A 20,047-nucleotide genomic window follows, 5' to 3' on the forward strand; every position below is an offset into this window, starting at 1 on the left:
ATGAAATGGAATTCATTAAAAGCGAAAGCCTTATTGGCAGCAGCATCGCTATATTCAACTGTTGCTATGGCAAGCCCGGACTTAGGTGAAGCAGAGCAACAAGCTACCAACTGGCACGCTATCATCATGTTTGTCATCTTTGTTGGTTTCACTTTGTTTATTACTAAGTGGGCTGCAAAACAAACTCAATCAGCACAAGATTTCTATACCGCAGGGGGCGGAATCAGCGGTTTCCAAAACGGATTGGCAATTGCCGGTGACTATATGTCAGCTGCATCTTTCCTCGGTATTTCCGCGATGGTGTTTAGTTCGGGTTTTGATGGCTTACTTTATTCTCTTGGGTTTATGGTAGGTTGGCCAATCGTTTTATTCTTGGTTGCAGAGCGTTTACGTAACCTCGGTAAATACAATCTTTCAGATGTAGTGTCATTCCGTCTCGAAGAAAAACCGGTCCGTACCTTAGCTGCCTTAAGCTCGCTTGTTGTTGTTGCATTTTACTTGATTGCTCAAATGGTAGGCGCGGGCCAGCTCATCAAATTACTATTTGGTTTGAACTACAACATCGCTGTTGTCATCGTTGGTCTATTAATGATGGCATATGTGATCTTTGGTGGCATGTTGGCAACAACATGGGTACAGATCATTAAAGCGGTTATGTTGCTTAGTGGTGCGACTTTCATGGCATTCATGGTGATGAAAGCGGTTGGTTTCAGCTTCAGCAACATGTTCACTCAATCAATTGAAGTATTCAGTAAAGTTCACAGCGTAAGCTTTGAAGAAGCTGCAAAAATTATGGGTCCAGGTAAACTTGCCGCAAACCCGATTGATGCATTGTCTCTTGGCTTAGCACTCATGTTTGGTACAGCGGGTCTTCCACACATTCTTATGCGTTTCTTCACTGTAAAAGACGCAAAAGAAGCACGTAAATCGGTTGTGGTTGCGACAGGTTTCATTGGTTACTTCTATCTTTTAACTTTCATTATTGGTTTCGGTGCGATCCTTTTCGTATCAAACAACCCACAGTTCCTTGATGTTGCGAAAATGGCGGTATCAGGCAAGCTTGAGCTCGTTGGTGGTAATAATATGGCAGCCGTGCATTTAAGTGACGCTTTAGGCGGTGACTTATTCATGGGCTTCATTTCAGCAGTAGCGTTCGCAACGATTCTTGCTGTTGTTGCTGGTTTAACACTTTCAGGTGCATCTGCAATCTCACACGACTTATACGCTAACGTATTCAAAAAAGGTCAAACGACTCCAGCTTCAGAACTTCGTATGTCAAAAATTGCGACACTTGGTTTAGCAATCTTTGCCATGATTTTGGGTATCTTGTTTGAAAAACAAAACGTAGCATTCATGGTGGGCTTAGCGTTCTCTGTGGCATGTTGTGCGAACTTCCCTATTCTTGTTCTATCAATGTTCTGGAAAGGTTTAACCACTCGTGGTGCAGTTATCGGTGGTGTAGTTGGTCTTGTAACAGCGGTAGTACTTATTGTTCTGTCTAAAGCGGTTTGGGTAGATACTTTAAAAATCTCTGATACACCAGTTAACCCATTCAATGGTCCTGCATTATTTGCGATGCCATTGTCATTCCTTTGCTGTTGGTTCTTCTCGGTGACTGACAACTCTGCACGTGCTAAACAAGAGCGTGCTGCATTCGATGCCCAATATGTTCGTTCAATGACAGGTATCGGTGCTTCTGGTGCGTCAGATCACTAAAATCAATACTGAGTAATTACCTCATTAAAAGCCCTTAGGGGCTTTTTTTGTTTATCTTATATACTGAGATGAAAGAGTTTTTTAATAAAGAACAACTTGTTTATCCTATTTTTTGTACAGTATGATTTTCTATAATTCAAAATATAACGAAAAAGGAAAATAATTAAATGCGCTCTATTATCGAGTTCTGGGCGAGCTTTCGATTGCTACCTTCTGCGTGGCTGTTGCTGGTTCAGTTTGTTTTATTGATCTTAGCTATGCTGACCTTTCACGATGCATCTTATAGAACTCTCACTTGGGCATTAGGAGTACTTGCCTTACTCATTATTGCCAAAGTGATTCGCCAAACCCCCATGTTTACTTTTCTGGGTCTAAGCTTTGTCAGTGGAGCGATTATATCTTCGGTCTTTATTTTATTAGGCTATAGCAATTTAACGATCCAGATATTTGCTCATAGTTGTGAAGCGTTAGCTTATTTTTCGGCAGCGTATGGTTTATTTCGTTATATGTTTGCTGACCGATATTTAACAAGAGATGAATTATTTGCAGCGGCTGCAGTTTTTACTCTGCTGGCTTGGGGCTTTGCATTTCTCTATAACATTTGTCAGCTATTGATTCCTGCTAGCTTCCAAAATCCAAATAATACTCATCATTTACAGACGTGGTTAGATCTACTCTTCCTGAGTTTTAGCTTACAGTCAGCGACAGGCTTATCTGATTTAATGCCGCTTAGTCCGCCAGCACGCGTTTTAGCGATGCTACAAATGTTTTGCGGCGTGATGTATCTCGCTTTGATTGTTACACGTTTGATTGCTCTACAGTATATTGCTCATCCTCCAAGGAGAAATACCGACAAATAAAGAAGAAGGTGTTTCAATTTGTTTACACCTTTGTAACTGCAATATTATTTAAGTTTATTTAGAGTATTATCGGCTTTCTCTATTGAAAGATTTAACTTTGTTCATTCCGTGAATATCTTTATTGGCTTAATGCCTGTCACTTTTCATTAAAATAACATGGAGGAGTTATGCCTTCCAAACAACCAGGTTGGTTCGCAAACGTTAATCCTAACGTATTTTTTGGTACGGTCATTATTATTGCCTTATTTTTAGCAGTTGTGGTGATCGCCCCGAGTTCCTTTGAACTTCTAACGCAGCAATTAAAACAATGGATTACCGATTCATTTAGCTGGTTTTATGTTTTATCTGTTGCCTTCTTTCTCATTTTATTGATTTATATCGCCTGCTCATCAATAGGCCGGATTAAGTTAGGGCCTGATCACAGCCAGCCTGAATATAATAATGGGTCTTGGTTTGCCATGCTGTTTACAGCAGGGATGGGAATCGGTCTCATGTTCTTCGGTGTTGCCGAACCCGTCATGCATTATGTTAATCCACCGAGTGGGGATGCCCAGACTATTGATGCAGCTCAGCAAGCGCTCAGAGTAACCTTCTTCCACTGGGGCTTACATGCATGGGCAATTTATGCAGTAGTGGGATTGGCATTGGCTTATTTTGCTTATCGACATAATTTACCTTTAAAGACCCGTTCAGCACTCTATCCGCTCATTGGTAAAAAGATTTATGGACCATGGGGCGACAGCATCGATATATTCGCGACCATTGGTACGGTATTTGGTGTAGCGACTTCTCTCGGGTTCGGTGTTACTCAGATTAACTCGGGTTTACATTATTTGTTCGGTGTTGAGCAAAGCACCCATATTCAAGTTTTACTCATTATTTTTGTGAGTATTTTAGCCTCCTTATCTGTATTCTTAGGTCTTGATAAAGGGGTAAAACGCTTATCAGAGCTAAACTTAGTCTTAGCCTTAATCTTATTACTATTTGTTTTTATCGCCGGTCCAAGTATCTATTTACTCCAAACCACTATTCAAAACACTGGGCAATATATCTCTAATCTTTTTACCATGACATTCAATTTATACGCTTATCAGCCGAATGGATGGATTGGTGGTTGGACAATTTTATATTGGGCTTGGTGGATTTCTTGGTCGCCATTTGTGGGTATGTTTATCGCAAGGGTTTCACGTGGTCGTACCATTCGAGAATTTATTGTAGGGGTTCTCCTCATCCCGACAGGCTTTACCATTATCTGGATGGGCTTTTTAGGAAACGCTGCATTATTTAGCATTATTCATGAACATCAAACCACTCTCATTCAGGCTGTTCAGCAAGACTCATCAGTTGCACTGTTTGAATTCTTAGGGCACTTGCCATGGTCAGGTGTCATGAATATTCTGGCTACCGTTCTAGTGGTTTTATTCTTTGTGACCTCTGCTGATTCGGGAGCATTGGTAACAGACTACTTAACTGCAAAAACTGAAAATTCACCAACTTGGCAGCGTTTGTTCTGGACAGTACTAATGGCTGTACTCGCCATTATTTTATTGTTAGTCGGTGGTTTGGCTGCACTTCAATCTTCAATCATTATGAGCGCATTGCCGTTTACTGTGGTTATGCTGTTCATGAGTTGGGGATTAATAAAAGCATTACATCTTGATGTTACGAAAATGCAGGCAATTCAGGAAGCACGTATTACACCACGTGCCATTCATAATCCAAGAAGCTGGCAACAGCGGCTAGGTTTAATCATGCACTATCCTCATAGTGAAGAAGAGGTTAGAGAATATATCGAAAAACAAGTGGCTCGTGCGTTTGAAAATATCAAACATGAATTTAGACGCCGTCATTTAGAAGTTTCAATTACTCAACTTGAGGATGGGATGCAACTTCGAGTCGATCATCACAATGAAATTAATTTTATTTATAAAGTTGTTTCACGTGAAACAGTGCCGCCAAGTTTTTTAATCGGACGTACTGAGGCTGAAGATGGGCAATATTTCCAAGCTGAAGTCTTTTTAAGAGAGGGTGGGCAGAACTATGATGTAATGGATTGGACTCAAGAAGATTTAATTCAAGACATTATTGATCAGTATGAACGTCATTTATATTTCTTAAATATTGTACGAAGTTAATCTTTAGCTGTAAAAAAAGGACTCAAATGAGTCCTTTTTTTAATTCGATTTCTAATTTAAATTAGAAACGGAATTTAGTATTTAAACCGATAGTTTGTGTATCGTAGCTAGTAGACGCATTTTTAACGTCAGCTTTCATGTAAGATGCACCAACTGCTAAAGCTGGAGTAATGAAGTAGTTTACGTTACCACCCCAAGCTTGACGGAATTCACCAAGATCATTGCCTTTGATGTCAGCTGAACCATCGTTACCAATGAACGATGCGCCAACGCTTAACTTAGGAGTTAAGTAAAGGTCAGTTTTTAAACCATATTGATTTTCTTGACCGAAAGCACCAGCAGCTTCAAAACCAATTGCCATGTTAGTTCCATCGATTGGACCTACATATTTAGCACGAGCTGTAACAGCATCTTGGTCGTCTTGGATCGCAGCAGTTTGGTTCACAGCAGAGTAGATACCGTTGCTGATGATGCCAAAGTTGTCTAAAGCGAATTGGTTAGCAACACTTGTATAACCAACAGTCATCAAGAAGTTAGGTAGCAACATAGCACCAACTTCTAATGCATAACGGTCACCGTTGTCATCACGAGAGATAGCGTTTTTACCATCAACATCAGTGTGGTTATAAGTTGCGCTAGCGTATACAGGAAGGTAAGGAGTAGGAACGTAAGCCTCACCTTTAACACCGTATGTACCAACGTGGTAGTTTAAACCGTTGTTTTGGTCATACTGTTGGTAGCTATAACCTAAAGATACGCTAGAAGCTTGGTTCAAGAAAGCTGCTTCAGCTAAAGGACCTTTAGCGGTATCAACATTTTTTAAATAGAATGTACCAGCAACGTCACCAGTGAAGTTTTTATCATTTGCAGTTGTGTCAACGTATTCAGATTGACCTTGAACTTCAAATTGATAAGCATGAGCACCGGTCATGGCTAATAATACAGCAGTGGCTAAACCAAGTTTTTTCATAATCATTTCCAGCATTAACAAGAGATAAAGCTGGGGTCATTGTATTGTAACAATTTATGAAGTCAATAATATAGAAAAGGTAATGTTAAAGATATTTGACACTTATGTTAAAATTGGTGAAAAACTAATCAAATGAAAAGTGAATTGTCAACCTGATAAAAAAATGAACATTTACAATAAGCTAATAATTATATTTCGTTATGAATTAAGAAGTAAATATTAAAAAGATATTACAATTGCTATTGGAAAAACAGATTATGTTGATCGGTTTTAACATTAATAAAAGTATCGCTTTGTTTACAAAGTGGGTAAAAAATGGCCATTTTATTATCTAATTTGTTTTATTTTGAGGAATAGTTAACAATATTTAGATTAGTTTAGCTAAAAAATTTAACTATTCTTAATTATTATATAAGTGAATAAAGTAAAAGAAATCTCTATTTTAAGTTAAAAAAACGATTAAAGTTTTAATTCTGATTAATTTAATCAACTTTACAAAAGTAGAGATAAATCACATAATTCAGTGGCAAAGTTCACTGCCTAACGTTTTTAGGATTTAAAGTGCTTGCCCAGATACGATGTGTATACCACATCAGACTTTACGAGCTCAGCTTTCCCCAAGGTTGAGCTTTTTTTTATCTATAAGAAAATCTAAAAATTCTAATAAGAATTATGTGAAGTTTATTTTAAAACAGTAGATTAAAAAGAACCCAGCTTAAACAAGCTGGGCAATGGATGCTGGGAGAAAGCATCCAAGAGGATAAGTGAATATGTTTTATTATCATCACTAAAAAATCTTAATCTGTAAAATGGAGTTTTTTTATAAAAATTATTCAATTTTTCGATCCAGTTTATTATTTAAGCTTACAAAGTGTAGGACCCGTATAATTATTAAAAAGAGAAAAGAAAGGTTTATGGATGAAATTCTAGTTATTAAAATGCTAGGATAAATTTTAAGCCTAATTTATATCGTATTAAAAATGGCAGGACATTTACGGAGTACCAGCTAGAAATGTCAGGATTACGTTCAGAACATATTAGTAATCGACTGTTTCTTTTCATGCTGGTTATTATTTTGTCCTTATTATTCATGGCAATACCACTTATTGTGGGAAGCTATCAGGATTATATAAAAACAAGACAAGCCTTAGCTGAAATAAAAAGTTTAAGAGCAGTAGCAGATATTGCTTATAAAATTTCTAAGGAACGTGCTCCTGCTAACAAAATGATGTCGAGTGCTCCGGAGGATTTATTAAAGAATCAACAAGAATTAAAAAAATTTCGTTTAATTGTCGATGAGCAAATTGATTCAACTATTCTTATTTTAAAACAAGCGGGTTATGTTTCATTAGCCAATGAGTTGCAAACCAGTTTAAAGGAAAATATTAAACAGGCGAGAGCTGTCGTTGATTATTACGGTGAAACTCCCTATGCAGCAAGGACTTCCGTTCAAATGGATAATGCTATTTTAGGGATGTTTGGCGCATGGGATCATTGTAGGGGAATCCTGCAAAAACTGATGTTGCAGCTAAAAAGTAAAGACAGCCGTATTTCTAATTATTTTACGCTCATTATAGTTCTAACTGATATGCGTGATCAGGCTGGTCGCATGGCCTCTAACATTATTGCTCCTGTTAGTTTTAATGAAGAGATTCCAAGTAATAACCGGGCACGCTCTCTACAAACTCAGCATCAAGCTAGATATTTATGGATTTTGGTCGATACCTTACAGCCTGAACAGGCAAAAACTCTAGAATATCGTCGATTATATTCACAGGTAAAAACGGAGTTTATAGACAAAGGTATTCCGATTGTAGAAAAGTTATTGGAAGAAAGCCAAAAGGGCGAACCATATTTTCTAAATGGTACACAGTTAACTGAAGCAATCGTAGGTAAATTTACTACTGTCGTTGATTTACAAAGTTATATTCTTGATGAGAGTGTAGTCATTGCGACTCAAGAAAATGCGATTGCTCGAAATGATTTCTTTTTAACTTTATTTATTTCTTTAATTTCTTTGGCTACAGCATTACTTACTCTGATATATGCCCAAAGACGTGTATTTTCTCCTTTAATTAAAGCGAGAACTTTAATTTTAGATTTATCTCATAGTTCTGATCATTGTACAGATGACATGAATGTCACCACAAAAGGTGAATTTTTTTCTTTATTTGAAGCGATAGACCGATTACAACGTATGTTGCAACAGCGAGATGCTTTTGAGTTTCAATTAAAGAATATTGCTAATACTGATCCACTCACCGGTGTGTCTAACCGTTTGGCTTTATCTGAATATCTAAAAATTGTTGAAAGTTATCCTCAAAAATTTATGCAGACCTGTTTAATGATCATCGATATAGATCGTTTTAAACAGGTGAATGACCAATATGGCCATATTGTTGGTGACCGTGTCATTGTCAGTATTGCCGAGCAATTAAAGCAAAATATTCGTAGTTCAGATTTAATTGTCCGTTATGGGGGAGATGAATTTTTAATATTGCTAGAGCAGGTGCAATTTGTAGATGCTCGTCTTTTAGCAGAGAAAATACGGATGGCGATTTCTTTAGAAGAGATTGATTTATCGGGTTCAGAAGAAAAGTTGCATGTGTCTGTCAGTATTGGTTTTGCTATCGGAGCGACGAGTTGGATTGAGCTTTTAGAAAAAGCTGACCGTTCACTCTTAAGAGCAAAAGCCCGAGGTCGAAATGCAGTTGAGGGGTAAAAAAAGCCGGAAATGATTTCCGGCTTTTTATTTTATTGCTTCAACATCGGTTTTAAGAAACGTCCCGTATGGGAAATCTCAACCTCAGCCACTTGTTCAGGTGTACCTTCAGCAATGATCATACCACCACCTGAGCCACCTTCAGGACCTAAGTCAACAACCCAGTCGGCTGTTTTAATCACATCAAGGTTATGCTCAATCACAACAATGGTATTACCCTTGTTGCGTAGCTCATGCAAAATATCGAGTAACTTAGCAATATCATGGAAATGTAGACCTGTTGTTGGTTCATCCAAGATATATAAAGTTTTACCCGTATCTCGTTTTGCTAACTCACGTGCAAGTTTTACACGTTGCGCTTCACCACCAGAGAGAGTGGTAGCAGCTTGACCTAAACGGATGTAGCCTAAGCCCACCTGAGTTAAGGTTTCTAAACGGCGGTGGATGACTGGAATGGCACTAAAGAACTCAGCAGCATCTTCAACAGTCATTTCTAAAACATCAGAAATGTTTTTGCCTTTATAGCCAACTTCAAGTGTTTCACGGTTATAGCGCTTACCATGACAAGCATCGCAAGGTACATACATGTCTGGTAAGAAGTGCATTGCGACTTTAATCATGCCGTCGCCTTCACACGCTTCGCAGCGTCCGCCTTTCACGTTAAACGAGAAACGACCAGCACTATAACCACGGGCTTTTGCCTCTGGCGTTTGAGCAAATAATTCACGGATTGGCGTAAATAACCCTGTATAGGTCGCTGGGTTAGAACGCGGTGTACGGCCAATTGGACTTTGGTCAATATCGACAACTTTATCTAGATGTTGAAGACCATCAATTGAGTCAAACTTCTCAGCTGTTAATGTCGTTGCGCCGTTGAGCTGTGTTGCCGCTAATGGAAGTAAAGTGCGGTTGATTAGTGTTGATTTACCCGAACCTGAAACCCCGGTTACGCAGGTCATAATGCCAAGCGGAATCGTTAAATCGACATTTTTTAAGTTGTGACCACTTGCCCCAGAGAGTTTGATGACCTCATCTGGACGTGGGGATTGAGTACGTTTTTTTGGCACTTCAATTTTGAGTTTGCCAGAAAGATACTGTCCTGTAAGTGAATCTGCATGTTTAGCCAATTCATCATACGTGCCTTCAGCAATAATCACACCGCCGTGTACACCAGCGCCTGGACCGATATCAATAATATGGTCAGCAGCACGGATTGCATCTTCATCGTGTTCCACGACTAATACCGTATTACCTAAATCACGTAAGCGAATCAGGGTCTGTAATAAACGATCGTTATCGCGTTGATGTAGGCCAATTGATGGTTCATCGAGCACATACATTACGCCCATTAAACCTGCACCAATCTGTGAGGCTAAACGGATACGCTGGGCTTCACCACCCGATAACGTTTCGGCAGAACGAGCTAGACTTAAATAGTTCAGACCTACACTCACTAAGAAGTGTAGACGTTCACGAATCTCTTTAAAGATTTTATCTGCGATTTCGCCTTTAGCACCTTCAAGGTTTAAGCCTTGGTAGTAGCTTTCAGCATCACCAATCGACATGCGAGTAATGTCAGCAATCGTTTTATCTTTCACACGAACGTTGCGTGAAATTTCATTGAGACGTGAACCATCACATGCATCACACGCTGCATTAGAGAGATATTGAGCTAAATCATCTCGTACATAGTTACTTTCAGTTTCACGGTAACGACGTTCAAGGTGCGGCAAAATACCTTCAAATGGTTGCACACGAGTATGTTTGCGGCCACGTTCGTCGATATAGCTTAAATCGACTTTTTCTTTACCCGTACCTTGTAAGAATTTCTTTTGAGTATCTTTATCTAGCTGATTCCAAGGCGTATCAAGTTTCAAACCAAAATGATCGGCAACTTTTTGCAGCATCGAATAATAATATGGACGCTGACGATCCCAACCACGGATAGCACCTTCACTGATCGCAAGGTCAGGATTTGGAATCAGCTTTTCAGAACTAAAATGACTGCGTGTACCTAAACCATCACAAACAGGGCAGGCACCGAACGGGTTGTTAAATGAAAACAAACGTGGCTCAAGCTCTGCGACTGCGCGATCACATTCAGGACACGAGTGCTTTGCAGAAAAAACGCGATCTGGATGTTCGCCATTCATCCATGATAAAACAGCAATATCTCCACCTAAACGCAGTGCGGTTTCAAATGATTCTGCAATACGGTTACCTAAGTCTTCACGCACTTTAAAGCGGTCAACTACAACTTCGATGGTGTGTTTTTTCTTTTTGTCGAGTTCTGGTGGCGTATCAATATCAATGATTTCACCATCTACACGAGCACGAACAAAACCTTGACCTTGTAACTGCTCGAACAGGTTACTGTATTCACCTTTACGCTCACGAACGACAGGGGCAAGCAACATGAGTGCTGTGCCTTCCTCAAGGGTTTTTACCGCATCGACCATTTCAGAAACAGTTTGCGCAACCATTGGCAAGTCGTGTTCAGGGCAGTAAGGGGTGCCGACACGTGCGTAAAGCAAACGCAAATAGTCATAAATTTCGGTAATCGTACCAACGGTTGAACGCGGGTTATGACTGGTAGATTTTTGCTCAATAGCAATCGCTGGTGATAAACCTTCAATCGAGTCGACTTCAGGCTTTTCCATTTGCGATAAAAACTGACGGGCATATGCTGAAAGCGATTCGACGTAACGGCGTTGTCCTTCGGCATACAGGGTATCGAAGGCTAGAGAAGATTTTCCTGAACCTGATAACCCCGTAATTACCACAAATTTGTCGCGTGGAATATCGAGAGACACATTTTTTAAATTATGGGTACGTGCGCCTCGAATACGGATATGACTTTGGCTCATAAAACATCTCAATTATGTATTGATGAAAATTTAGGTGTTGTTTGATCAGCCGCAGGGAGGTGTGACTAGTGGTAAACAACAGACCTTATATATGATAACGATTTAAAATTGTTCAAGTGGTACAAAATGATTTAAAGCGACAAATTGTGACGGTTAAACGACAATCGACAAAATTTGTTTAAATAAGCAGGTTGTATTTTTAACATTCCTTACTTCAGATTTCTACTCTAGACAAAATTAAACCAGCAACATAACTTTACTAGACGACTGGTCTAATAGTTGTTTATGATGTAGGCATGAAACGTTTAAATAAAAGTGAAACCACGCGACAACACATTTTGGATACCAGCTTTGAGCTGGTACTACATAAAGGTTTTGTTGGTGTTGGTTTGCAAGAGATCTTAAAAGCTTGTGACGTACCTAAAGGTTCGTTCTATCACTACTTTGCCTCGAAAGAGGCATTTGGCTGTGCATTGTTAGAACAATACATGGCCAATTATAAAGTCCGTATGGAACAGCTTTGGCAACACAGTGAGCAAAGTGCCCATGCCCGTTTAATGGCTTTATGGCAGGCGTGGATTGATGATCCGGTCCATGGTAGCTGGGCTGAAAACTGCTTGATTGTGAAATTGGCAGCTGAAGTTTCGGACTTATCAGAAGATATGCGTCAAATTCTCAATGACGGTGTGCACAAATTAACGCAGCGTCTAGCTTTGCTACTCAAAGAAGGGCAACAAGAAGGATCAATTCCAAAACATATTGAACCTTTGAAAACTGCGCAAGTCATGTATCAGTTATGGTTAGGTGCTGCTTTACTCACAAAATTGTCGCAAGACAAAGCACATCTACATCTAGCCTTAGAAACCACCCAACAACTCTTAAAACCGATAGAGGAATAAAGCATGCGAAGTATTATCCATCGTAATTTTGGCGAACCTGTAGACGTTTTAGAGCAGGCGGATATGCCAAAGCCTGAACCAAAAGCAGGCGAAGTGCGTATTAAAACCATCATGTCTCCGATCCATAATCATGATGTATGGACAGTACGAGGAAGTTATGGCTATAAACCAACCTTACCTGCGATTGGTGGCAGTGAGGCAGTTGGTATTGTAGATGCGTTGGGTGAAGGTGTTGAACATGTACAGGTAGGGCAACGTATTGCCGTTGCGGCTGTGCATGGCAGTTGGGCTGAATACTTTATTGCGCCAGCGCAAGGGATTATTCCACTCAATAATGAAATTGATGATGAAACAGCAGCGCAGCTGATTGGTATGCCAATTAGTGCACTCATGCTACTCGACTTTGTTAACGTTCAGCCGGGTCAATGGCTCATTCAAAATACGGCGAATGGTGCAGTTGGTAAAACAGTTGCCATGATTGCGCAGGCACGTGGTTTACCTGTGATTAATCTGGTTCGTCGTAGTGATGCAATTGCCGAGATGCAGGCATTAGGCATTCAACATGTTGTGGCAACTGATCAGCCTAACTGGAAAGAGCAAGTTAAACAGATTCACGGTGACCAACCTCTTATTGCCGGTGTGGACTCGATTGGTGGAACCGCAAGTGGCGAAATGCTGAATTTACTCAGTGAAAATAGCTTGCTCGTTTCGTTCGGTAGTATGACGGGTGAAACCATGCAGATTTCATCGGGTGATCTAATTTTCAAACAAGCGACAGTAAAAGGTTTCTGGGCGAGTGTGGTTAATAAAGAAATGCCAGCAGCTCGTAAAAAGGAATTGATCGTTGAGCTGCTAACATTAGCGACTCAGAAAAAATTAATCCTTCCTGTAGAAGGTGTATTTAGTTTTGATGAGATTAAAACTGCCGCTCAAAGAGCAACGCAAGGTGCTCGTCAAGGCAAAGTATTATTAAAGCCGTAAAACACTAAAAGATCAGTCAAGAGACTGATCTTTTTTCATATCTTTAAAATAAAAAGGAAAATGTATGATCGGACAAATTTTAATTGCGCTTATCGCAATATTACATGTCTATATTTTAGTGTTAGAGATGTTTTTATGGGACAAACCTTATGGCATGAAAGCTTTTGGAAATAGTGCCGAAAAAGCAAAACTCACTAAAGTGATGGCACAAAACCAAGGTCTTTATAATGGTTTTTTAGCGGCAGGTTTATTCTGGTCTTTATTGGCTGATGAGCCATTTGCGACATCAATTGCCAACTTCTTTTTAGGCTGTGTACTGATTGCTGGTATTTATGGTGGTCTGACTGCCAGTAAAAAGATTATTTATATTCAGGCGGTTCCGGCATTGATTGCTTTAGTCGCTGTTAATTTTCTTTAAAAAGCGCAAAATACAGCGTTTTGAAATGGAAATGACCAGATAGGATCAGCGCATGTGGGCGTTATTTTTAAAGTGTATGTTGGGGGCCGGGGTTGTCCTCATCATTTCAATTTTATCGAAAAGTAAGGCATTTTATATTGCAGGCTTGGTCCCGCTTTTTCCTACATTCGCTTTGATTGCCCACGTGATTGTTTACCAGCAAAAAGGGGCGGAAGCGTTACAAAAAACGGCTCTGTTTGGTCTATGGTCACTGATTCCTTATGCCATTTATTTAGTTGCTGTTTATGTGCTAGCAACGCGCATGTCGATGTGGTCGTGTCTAGGAGTGGCAACCTTATGTTGGGTTGTCGCCGCGGCAGGTTTGATTTACGGCTGGCAGTGGTTTCAAAGTTAAATTTAAGGCTGACCATTTAACGAAGTAAATGGTCAGAGCTCATCTTGATTTAAATCTGATCTAAACCTAACCATTGTCTTTGATGGTAAGCACTGTCCCAAAATAACCATTCAAGTTTTGCACCCATGGTATAGGCTGCATGCATTTTCTCTAAAGTATCTGCATCACAACGTGCGGCAACCTTGTCTACTGTCGCAATCACATTACGAACCGCTGTATGGAACTCTTCACCTGCGTAGGTATCAATCCATGCCTGATAAGGATTGTTCGGGACAGACTTACTTACAATGTCTTTACCGACTTCAGCATAAATCCAGAAACAAGGTAAAAGTGCAGCAAGTACAACAGGGTAGCTTTCAGACCAAGCAGTTGCTGTCAAAAATGAAGTGTAATGATGGCCTGCCAAGGTCAACGGTGTATTTTTAAATTCTTCTTTGGTGACACCAAAGTTTTTCATGAAGTCATCATGCAAACTACGCTCCACCACAATCGCAATTTTAGCTGCATCTGAAAATTGCATAATATCGTCAGCTTCAAACGCCTTTGCTGCTGCAACAGCAAGCACACGACCATAGGCCACTAAATATTGAGCATCTTGAATAACATAATGACAAAAAGCTTCTTTATCTAAAGTACCGTTAGCAAGTTCCTGATTAAAAGGCAGGTCGAGAATTTTTTGATATAAATTTAAATTGCGTTGCCAAAGTTCTTGAGAAAAAAGCATAAAAACATTCCATTTAAATTAAGACAGCTGAACCAGATTTTAAATCAATTTTAAAATACAAAAATAATAATGATAGATATATCGAAAGAAAATATTTAATGCGATTAATGAGTTAATTAAATATTATAAATTTCTTTATTAAACATATAGATAAAGGAAATTGAATAACGGCACAAAACATCATCGTTTTGTGGTTAATTATCGATATAATAGCCGCGGTTTTTAAGAAAGATTAAATTTATTCTTGGTATAGGTCTGATCCATGAAGCATTTCCGATTTTCGATATTTTTTACGGTGGTGTGTTTAGCACTATCCGCGTATTGGGGTTTTACCCACGGACCTGAAGCGGGCGTGTCTACCATGCTTAAAGCTTTAACCATTACAGCCATTTTAGCTGTAATGGAGGTCTCTTTATCTTTTGACAATGCTGTCGTAAATGCATCGGTTCTACGTAATTGGGACCCGTTCTGGAAAATGATCTTTTTAACGGTAGGTATTTTAATCGCCGTTTTTGGTATGCGTTTAGTTTTCCCTGTTGTAATTGTTGCAGTGACTGCAGATATGGGTGTTATTGAAGTGGCTAAATTGGCACTCAATGATCCGAAAACTTACTCTGATCGTTTAATGGCACACCATGCTGAAATTTCAGCTTTTGGTGGAACATTCCTATTATTGGTGTTCTTGAACTTTTTCTTTGATGACGAAAAAGAAACTCATTGGTTTAGATGGCTTGAATCTAAACTTGCGAGTTTGGCAAGTGTACCGGCAATGTCTGTGTTTATTGCTTTAATTGCTTTAATCGTGATGGCTGCTTATGTGGACGAAATTCACCGCTTAGCTGTGGTCATGGCTGGTATTTGGGGCATTGTGGTTTATATTGGCGTTGAAGTGTTAAGTCATTTGTTAGGTGGTGAGCCTGAAATTGATGAAAATGGTAATGCTGTATTACAAGATGGATCAGGTGCTGCTTCTGGTGTGGTGAAAGCAGGTTTAGGTGGTTTCTTATATCTTGAAGTGTTAGATGCATCATTTAGTTTTGATGGCGTAATTGGTGCTTTTGCAATTACTAGCGACGTTGTTGTGATTATGCTTGGTCTTGCAATCGGTGCTATTTTTGTCCGTTCAATGACAGTTTACCTTGTAGAAAAAGGCACACTAGATGCCTATGTGTTCTTGGAACATGGGGCGCATTATGCAATTGGTGCTTTAGCATTCATTATGATTGCAAGTGGTACAGGTGTGCATGTGCCGGAAGTTGTTACAGGTTTAATTGGTGTAGCGTTTATTGTTTGGGCGGTTATTGCTTCAATTCAATATTCGAAGCGTGAGCAACAATTGCCTTAAGCTAATTTTCAGCAAACTTCGATAGAATAAAGAGGCTAAATGCCTCTTTATTTTTTTAAGCCCAAATCGTTATTTTAAATAAGGTGTTCCGTATTTTTAGAAACGAATCGGCTTATAATTTACCTAGTTTGATAACGTGTATTGATATGATGAATGCTTTGGAACGTCGCTCAACTTTTGCCTTAAGTAGTATTTTTGCGCTACGCATGTTGGGCTTGTTCATGATTATTCCTGTCTTTTCTGTAGTTGGGCAGTCATATCAATATGCGACTCCAGCACTCATTGGTTTGGCTGTAGGGGTCTACGGCTTAAGTCAGGCAATTTTACAAATTCCATTTAGCTTACTGGCAGACCGTTTTAGCCGTAAACCGCTTGTAGTATTTGGTCTATTACTGTTTGCGATTGGTGGTGCAATTGCGGGATTATCTGACACGATTTATGGCGTAATTATTGGCCGTGCTATCGCTGGTGCTGGTGCAGTTTCAGCGGTCGTGATGGCGCTTTTAGCCGATGTGACGCGTGAAGAGCAGCGTACTAAAGCCATGGCTGCGATGGGCATGAGTATTGGTCTGTCTTTTGTAGTGGCGTTTAGCCTTGGGCCTTGGCTCACAAGCCTTGTCGGCATTTCTGGCTTATTCTTTGTTACGACCATTATGGGCTTAATTGCGATTGCGATGTTATTGCTTGTACCTAAAGTCACTCGCCATCATCGTAATTATCAGCAAGGCTACATGGCACAGCTTAAGCAAGTCATTCAAATGGGTGATTTAAACCGTTTACACGTTTCGGTTTTTGCATTGCATTTATTACTGACTGCCATGTTTATTTATGTGCCTTCACAGCTCATCGAGTTTGCACATATTCCTTTAGCAAGTCATGGTTTGGTGTATTTACCCCTGTTAGTCATTAGCCTGTTCTTTGCATTCCCAAGCATTATCATTGCTGAAAAATATCGCAAAATGCGCGGGATTTTCTTAACAGCCATTACAGGCATTATTGTCGGTTTACTGCTGCTCATATTTGGTTATCAATCAAAATATGTGTTACTCGCTGGCTTAGGAATTTTCTTTATTGCATTTAATGTGATGGAGGCTTTATTGCCTTCTTGGCTGTCAAAGTCTGCTCCAATCCAGTCAAAAGCAACGGCTATGGGCGTAAATGCCAGTAGTCAGTTTTTAGGCGCTTTTTTCGGTGGCACACTAGGGGGTCAATTATTGATGTTACATAATACTGCGATTGGATGGAGTGTCTTGGCAGGGATTGCTATAATATGGTTGCTAATTAGTTTTGGTTTAGCTCAGCCGCGGTATTTGTCATCGATTGTGTTGCCATTGCCGCAAGTGCAACAGGTGAATGAGTGGACCACACAGCTATTGGCAATTCGTGGTATCGAAGAAGTTGTGGTGATGCCTGACCAGCAAGTTGCTTATATTAAAGTCGATAAACAGTCTCTAGATGATGCTGCGCGACGTGATTTAACGCAGTTGTTCGGTAAAGAGGTAGCCATTTAAGCATAACTCTTATAAAGTAAAACATAGAAATGTATAGGATGAAGACAGCTAATGCGTGGTGTAAATAAGGTTATTTTGGTTGGTACTTTGGGTCGTGATCCTGAAACAAAAACTTTTCCAAATGGGGGCTCGTTGACCCAATTTTCAATCGCGACAAGTGAAGCTTGGACTGATAAAAATACTGGTGAACGTAAAGAACAAACAGAATGGCACCGTATTGTTTTGCATAACCGTTTAGGGGAAATTGCTCAGCAGTTCTTACGTAAAGGTTCTAAGGTTTATATTGAAGGTTCACTACGTACACGTCAGTGGACAGACCAAAATGGCCAAGAGCGTTACACTACAGAAATCCGTGGCGATCAGATGCAAATGTTAGATGCTCGTCAACAAGGTGAACAAGGTTTCGCTGGTGGTAATGATTTTAATCAACCACGTTTTAACGCACCTCAACAAGGTGGTAATGGTTATCAAAATAATAACAACCAAGGTGGCGGCTATGGCCAAAACAGCGGTGGTTATGGTAACCAAGGTGGTTTCGGTAATGGTGGAAGCAACCCTCAAGCGGGTGGTTTTGCACCTAAAGCTCCGCAACAACCAGCTTCTGCACCAGCTGATTTAGACGACGATTTACCGTTCTAATCAATCAAAGTTTCAAAAAAGGCGAGTTTATCTCGCCTTTTTTATTATTCAATTCCAAGCAAACGTATCAGTGCCGTGCCCGCAGCTGCCAAGCAAATCACCAATAAAAGCGGTACTTTTTTCCAAACTAAGAACAGTGCTAAGCCAACACCAAATATACGCGCGAAGCCCGCAAAATGTTGACCTTCAAAAAATGTTGTGGTCACGGCAATCGCACAGAGCAAAACAGTCGCACCGTTTGAGAGTAAAACTTGGTATTTTTCAGAAAAAGAGAACTTGGCACCCAAGTGAAACCCAGCGAAACGAATCCCATATGTTCCAAGTGCTAGTAAGCCTATACCTAACATAATTAGTAATTGTTGACTCATTTCTTTCTACCAAATATCAAACCAAAAAGTGAAATCAGAATTGGAAGTCCTGAGGCCAAAAAAGGTGTAGTAATTAGTGCTAAAGTTGATCCGGCAAAAGCAGCTTTTCGAGTGGATTTATTCTTTAAAGCATTAAAAGTAAGTGCAATTAAAATTGCTGGGAAAATGGCATCTAAGCCAAATGTTTTAGGGTCTGGAATAGCACTTCCAATAAAATAACCCGCCGTTACACCCAGTGGCCAACTCAGCATAATGCCTATCCCACATAACCAGTAAGCAGCTTTTTTTGTTTCAAAATCGGGCTGTGCCATACCAAACAAAACGCTTTCATCGTTCATGATATGAGTCCCGAAATATCGAGAATATTTACCACGGATTAGTTCATTAACCGCAATACCAAAAGGTAGATGTCTTAAATTGACGAGTAGTCCTGCAATCGCAGCTGCAATTGGGCTACCACCTACAGCCAAGAAACCAATAAAAATAAATTCAGCAGTTCCTGCGAGCACAAATACGGATAGACAAAGCGGGATCCAGAGCGCTAAGCCATAACTTGCAGCGAGTGAACCTAAAGACATACCAACAACACTCGTTGCTAGGCACACAAAGAAAATCGAGCGGGTAGTGTCTTTACTAAGTTTTTTAATCAGAGAGTATGTGGACATAGCATGATATAACGAACGATTTTCCATTATAATGAATAAGTCTGATCGTTTTGTCAAAACGAACGATCGTTTTTTTTATAGAACGGATGTGGTGAATGTCTCAGCCAATTGAAATTATTGCCAAAGGTTTAACGCGTGAACGTCAAAGAGCAGGGCTTTCATTGGCAGAGGTTGCTCGTCGTGCAGGTGTTGCTAAATCTACACTGTCACAATTAGAGGCAGGGCAAGGTAACCCTAGCATTGAAACTTTATGGGCACTTTGTGTTGCGCTCAATATTCCATTTGCACGCCTGATGGAAGAACCGAGCAATCAGGTACAAGTGATTCGCTGTGGTGATGGGCCAACGGTGAGTTCTGAGATTGCCAATTACAAAGCAATTTTGCTGGCGACTTGTCCACCTCATGCGCGCCGCGATGTGTATTTATTGATTGTTGAGCCGGGCGAAGACCGACTTTCAGAACCACATCCAGTTGGCTCTGTGGAACATATTATTGTGGTTGAAGGTAAAGCTTTAGTGGGCTTAATTGATGAAGCTGTTGAGCTTGGAGTTGGAGACTATATTTGTTATCCAGCTGACCAAAAACATATATTTAGAGCATTAGAAACAGGCACAAAGGCGTTATTAATTTCAGAACAAAACTAAAGAATTCCAATCTGATTAAAATAAAAACTAAAAGCCATTTACCAGCATCCCCTACAAAAAGGGCCAATTTTGCGTATAAATTTTGCAATTGGCTCTCTCTTTTATTACAAAAATGGCTCTCGTTTCTTGAGTGCCGAAACGACAAATTAAAGCTATTGGAAGTATGCATACGGAAGCGCCGGATAAGCT

The 20,047-nt window shown here is 39.9% G+C and carries 17 protein-coding genes; 12 read left to right on the top strand and 5 right to left on the bottom strand.

The genetic code is table 11. The annotated features are described in order from the left end of the window. The 3 genes from SOI76_RS00900 to SOI76_RS00910 all read left to right on the top strand — a co-directional run bounded on the left by SOI76_RS00900 (position 1) and on the right by SOI76_RS00910 (position 4,711). The gene (locus tag SOI76_RS00900; RefSeq protein WP_068564525.1) at positions 1 to 1,716 is read left to right on the top strand and encodes a cation acetate symporter; all 1,716 of its coding nucleotides are present in this window, start codon (positions 1 to 3) and stop codon (positions 1,714 to 1,716) included. A gap of 167 nt (positions 1,717 to 1,883) precedes the next feature. Continuing rightward, the gene (locus SOI76_RS00905) at positions 1,884 to 2,576 is read left to right on the top strand and encodes an ion channel (protein WP_205668442.1); all 693 of its coding nucleotides are present in this window, start codon (positions 1,884 to 1,886) and stop codon (positions 2,574 to 2,576) included. 167 nt (positions 2,577 to 2,743) lie between these two features. Beyond that, positions 2,744 to 4,711 carry a BCCT family transporter gene (locus tag SOI76_RS00910; RefSeq protein ID WP_104080052.1) on the top strand — a complete coding sequence of 656 codons (1,968 nt, stop codon included), beginning with the start codon at positions 2,744 to 2,746 and terminating at the stop codon, positions 4,709 to 4,711. A gap of 61 nt (positions 4,712 to 4,772) precedes the next feature. Here the strand turns inward: SOI76_RS00910 and omp33-36 are convergent, their stop codons facing one another. Continuing rightward, positions 4,773 to 5,681: a porin Omp33-36 gene (omp33-36, locus tag SOI76_RS00915; RefSeq protein WP_032054482.1), complete on the bottom strand. Its 909-nt coding sequence runs from the start codon at positions 5,679 to 5,681 to the stop codon at positions 4,773 to 4,775. 1,012 nt (positions 5,682 to 6,693) lie between these two features. On the opposite strand from omp33-36, the gene SOI76_RS00920 reads away from it, so the two are divergent. Beyond that, positions 6,694 to 8,403, top strand: a complete 1,710-nt coding sequence (locus SOI76_RS00920) for a GGDEF domain-containing protein (RefSeq protein ID WP_104080053.1) — start codon at positions 6,694 to 6,696, stop codon at positions 8,401 to 8,403. Between the two features lie 32 nt (positions 8,404 to 8,435). Here the strand turns inward: SOI76_RS00920 and uvrA are convergent, their stop codons facing one another. After that, positions 8,436 to 11,270, bottom strand: a complete 2,835-nt coding sequence (gene uvrA, locus SOI76_RS00925) for an excinuclease ABC subunit UvrA (protein WP_104080054.1) — start codon at positions 11,268 to 11,270, stop codon at positions 8,436 to 8,438. Positions 11,271 to 11,566: 296 nt separating this feature from the next. Here uvrA and ydhM point away from each other — a divergent pair, with 296 nt between their 5' ends. The 4 genes from ydhM to glpM all read left to right on the top strand — a co-directional run bounded on the left by ydhM (position 11,567) and on the right by glpM (position 13,962). Then, positions 11,567 to 12,169 carry a TetR/AcrR family transcriptional regulator gene (ydhM, locus tag SOI76_RS00930; protein WP_000826320.1) on the top strand — a complete coding sequence of 201 codons (603 nt, stop codon included), beginning with the start codon at positions 11,567 to 11,569 and terminating at the stop codon, positions 12,167 to 12,169. 3 nt (positions 12,170 to 12,172) lie between these two features. Then, positions 12,173 to 13,150 carry a zinc-binding dehydrogenase gene (gene mecR, locus SOI76_RS00935; protein WP_001256580.1) on the top strand — a complete coding sequence of 326 codons (978 nt, stop codon included), beginning with the start codon at positions 12,173 to 12,175 and terminating at the stop codon, positions 13,148 to 13,150. Between the two features lie 64 nt (positions 13,151 to 13,214). Beyond that, positions 13,215 to 13,568 (top strand): DUF1304 domain-containing protein, encoded by a 354-nt coding sequence (locus SOI76_RS00940; RefSeq protein ID WP_104080055.1) that lies wholly within the window; start codon positions 13,215 to 13,217, stop codon positions 13,566 to 13,568. 52 nt (positions 13,569 to 13,620) lie between these two features. Further along, positions 13,621 to 13,962 (top strand): GlpM family protein, encoded by a 342-nt coding sequence (glpM, locus tag SOI76_RS00945; RefSeq protein ID WP_104080056.1) that lies wholly within the window; start codon positions 13,621 to 13,623, stop codon positions 13,960 to 13,962. A 49-nt stretch (positions 13,963 to 14,011) separates the two neighbouring features. Here glpM and tenA read toward each other — a convergent pair whose 3' ends face one another. Continuing rightward, the gene (gene tenA, locus SOI76_RS00950; protein ID WP_032057178.1) at positions 14,012 to 14,686 is read right to left on the bottom strand and encodes a thiaminase II; all 675 of its coding nucleotides are present in this window, start codon (positions 14,684 to 14,686) and stop codon (positions 14,012 to 14,014) included. Positions 14,687 to 14,948: 262 nt separating this feature from the next. On the opposite strand from tenA, the gene SOI76_RS00955 reads away from it, so the two are divergent. The 3 genes from SOI76_RS00955 to ssb all read left to right on the top strand — a co-directional run bounded on the left by SOI76_RS00955 (position 14,949) and on the right by ssb (position 18,181). Beyond that, on the top strand, positions 14,949 to 16,031 hold the full coding sequence (locus SOI76_RS00955) for a DUF475 domain-containing protein (RefSeq protein ID WP_104080057.1): 1,083 nt from the start codon (positions 14,949 to 14,951) through the stop codon (positions 16,029 to 16,031). 146 nt (positions 16,032 to 16,177) lie between these two features. Next, positions 16,178 to 17,542 (top strand): MFS transporter, encoded by a 1,365-nt coding sequence (gene yajR, locus SOI76_RS00960; RefSeq protein WP_005066887.1) that lies wholly within the window; start codon positions 16,178 to 16,180, stop codon positions 17,540 to 17,542. Between the two features lie 51 nt (positions 17,543 to 17,593). Further along, positions 17,594 to 18,181 (top strand): single-stranded DNA-binding protein, encoded by a 588-nt coding sequence (gene ssb / locus SOI76_RS00965; protein WP_005066890.1) that lies wholly within the window; start codon positions 17,594 to 17,596, stop codon positions 18,179 to 18,181. A gap of 44 nt (positions 18,182 to 18,225) precedes the next feature. On the opposite strand, the gene SOI76_RS00970 is transcribed toward ssb, so the two are convergent. After that, complete coding sequence (locus SOI76_RS00970) at positions 18,226 to 18,549, bottom strand: AzlD domain-containing protein (protein WP_104080058.1); 324 nt, start codon at positions 18,547 to 18,549, stop codon at positions 18,226 to 18,228. After that, complete coding sequence (locus SOI76_RS00975) at positions 18,546 to 19,241, bottom strand: AzlC family ABC transporter permease (protein WP_104080059.1); 696 nt, start codon at positions 19,239 to 19,241, stop codon at positions 18,546 to 18,548. Before SOI76_RS00975 ends, SOI76_RS00970 begins: the two co-directional genes overlap by 4 nt. A 68-nt stretch (positions 19,242 to 19,309) precedes the next feature. On the opposite strand from SOI76_RS00975, the gene ydcN reads away from it, so the two are divergent. After that, the gene (gene ydcN / locus SOI76_RS00980) at positions 19,310 to 19,858 is read left to right on the top strand and encodes a helix-turn-helix domain-containing protein (protein WP_002117406.1); all 549 of its coding nucleotides are present in this window, start codon (positions 19,310 to 19,312) and stop codon (positions 19,856 to 19,858) included. The last annotated feature ends 189 nt before the right edge of the window (positions 19,859 to 20,047 follow it).

Origin of the sequence: Acinetobacter pittii, assembly GCF_034064985.1 — a bacterium.
Taxonomy (GTDB): domain Bacteria; phylum Pseudomonadota; class Gammaproteobacteria; order Pseudomonadales; family Moraxellaceae; genus Acinetobacter; species Acinetobacter pittii_H.

Coding starts and splice junctions, on each gene's coding strand:
- SOI76_RS00910 (WP_104080052.1), top strand. CDS start 2,744: ATGCCTTCCAAACAACCAGGTTGGTTCGCAAACGTTAATCCTAACGTA.
- uvrA (WP_104080054.1), bottom strand. CDS start 11,270: ATGAGCCAAAGTCATATCCGTATTCGAGGCGCACGTACCCATAATTTA.
- ydcN (WP_002117406.1), top strand. CDS start 19,310: ATGTCTCAGCCAATTGAAATTATTGCCAAAGGTTTAACGCGTGAACGT.
- SOI76_RS00905 (WP_205668442.1), top strand. CDS start 1,884: ATGCGCTCTATTATCGAGTTCTGGGCGAGCTTTCGATTGCTACCTTCT.
- SOI76_RS00900 (WP_068564525.1), top strand. CDS start 1: ATGAAATGGAATTCATTAAAAGCGAAAGCCTTATTGGCAGCAGCATCG.
- yajR (WP_005066887.1), top strand. CDS start 16,178: ATGATGAATGCTTTGGAACGTCGCTCAACTTTTGCCTTAAGTAGTATT.
- SOI76_RS00940 (WP_104080055.1), top strand. CDS start 13,215: ATGATCGGACAAATTTTAATTGCGCTTATCGCAATATTACATGTCTAT.
- omp33-36 (WP_032054482.1), bottom strand. CDS start 5,681: ATGAAAAAACTTGGTTTAGCCACTGCTGTATTATTAGCCATGACCGGT.
- glpM (WP_104080056.1), top strand. CDS start 13,621: ATGTGGGCGTTATTTTTAAAGTGTATGTTGGGGGCCGGGGTTGTCCTC.
- SOI76_RS00955 (WP_104080057.1), top strand. CDS start 14,949: ATGAAGCATTTCCGATTTTCGATATTTTTTACGGTGGTGTGTTTAGCA.
- mecR (WP_001256580.1), top strand. CDS start 12,173: ATGCGAAGTATTATCCATCGTAATTTTGGCGAACCTGTAGACGTTTTA.
- SOI76_RS00975 (WP_104080059.1), bottom strand. CDS start 19,241: ATGGAAAATCGTTCGTTATATCATGCTATGTCCACATACTCTCTGATT.
- SOI76_RS00920 (WP_104080053.1), top strand. CDS start 6,694: ATGTCAGGATTACGTTCAGAACATATTAGTAATCGACTGTTTCTTTTC.
- ssb (WP_005066890.1), top strand. CDS start 17,594: ATGCGTGGTGTAAATAAGGTTATTTTGGTTGGTACTTTGGGTCGTGAT.
- SOI76_RS00970 (WP_104080058.1), bottom strand. CDS start 18,549: ATGAGTCAACAATTACTAATTATGTTAGGTATAGGCTTACTAGCACTT.
- tenA (WP_032057178.1), bottom strand. CDS start 14,686: ATGCTTTTTTCTCAAGAACTTTGGCAACGCAATTTAAATTTATATCAA.
- ydhM (WP_000826320.1), top strand. CDS start 11,567: ATGAAACGTTTAAATAAAAGTGAAACCACGCGACAACACATTTTGGAT.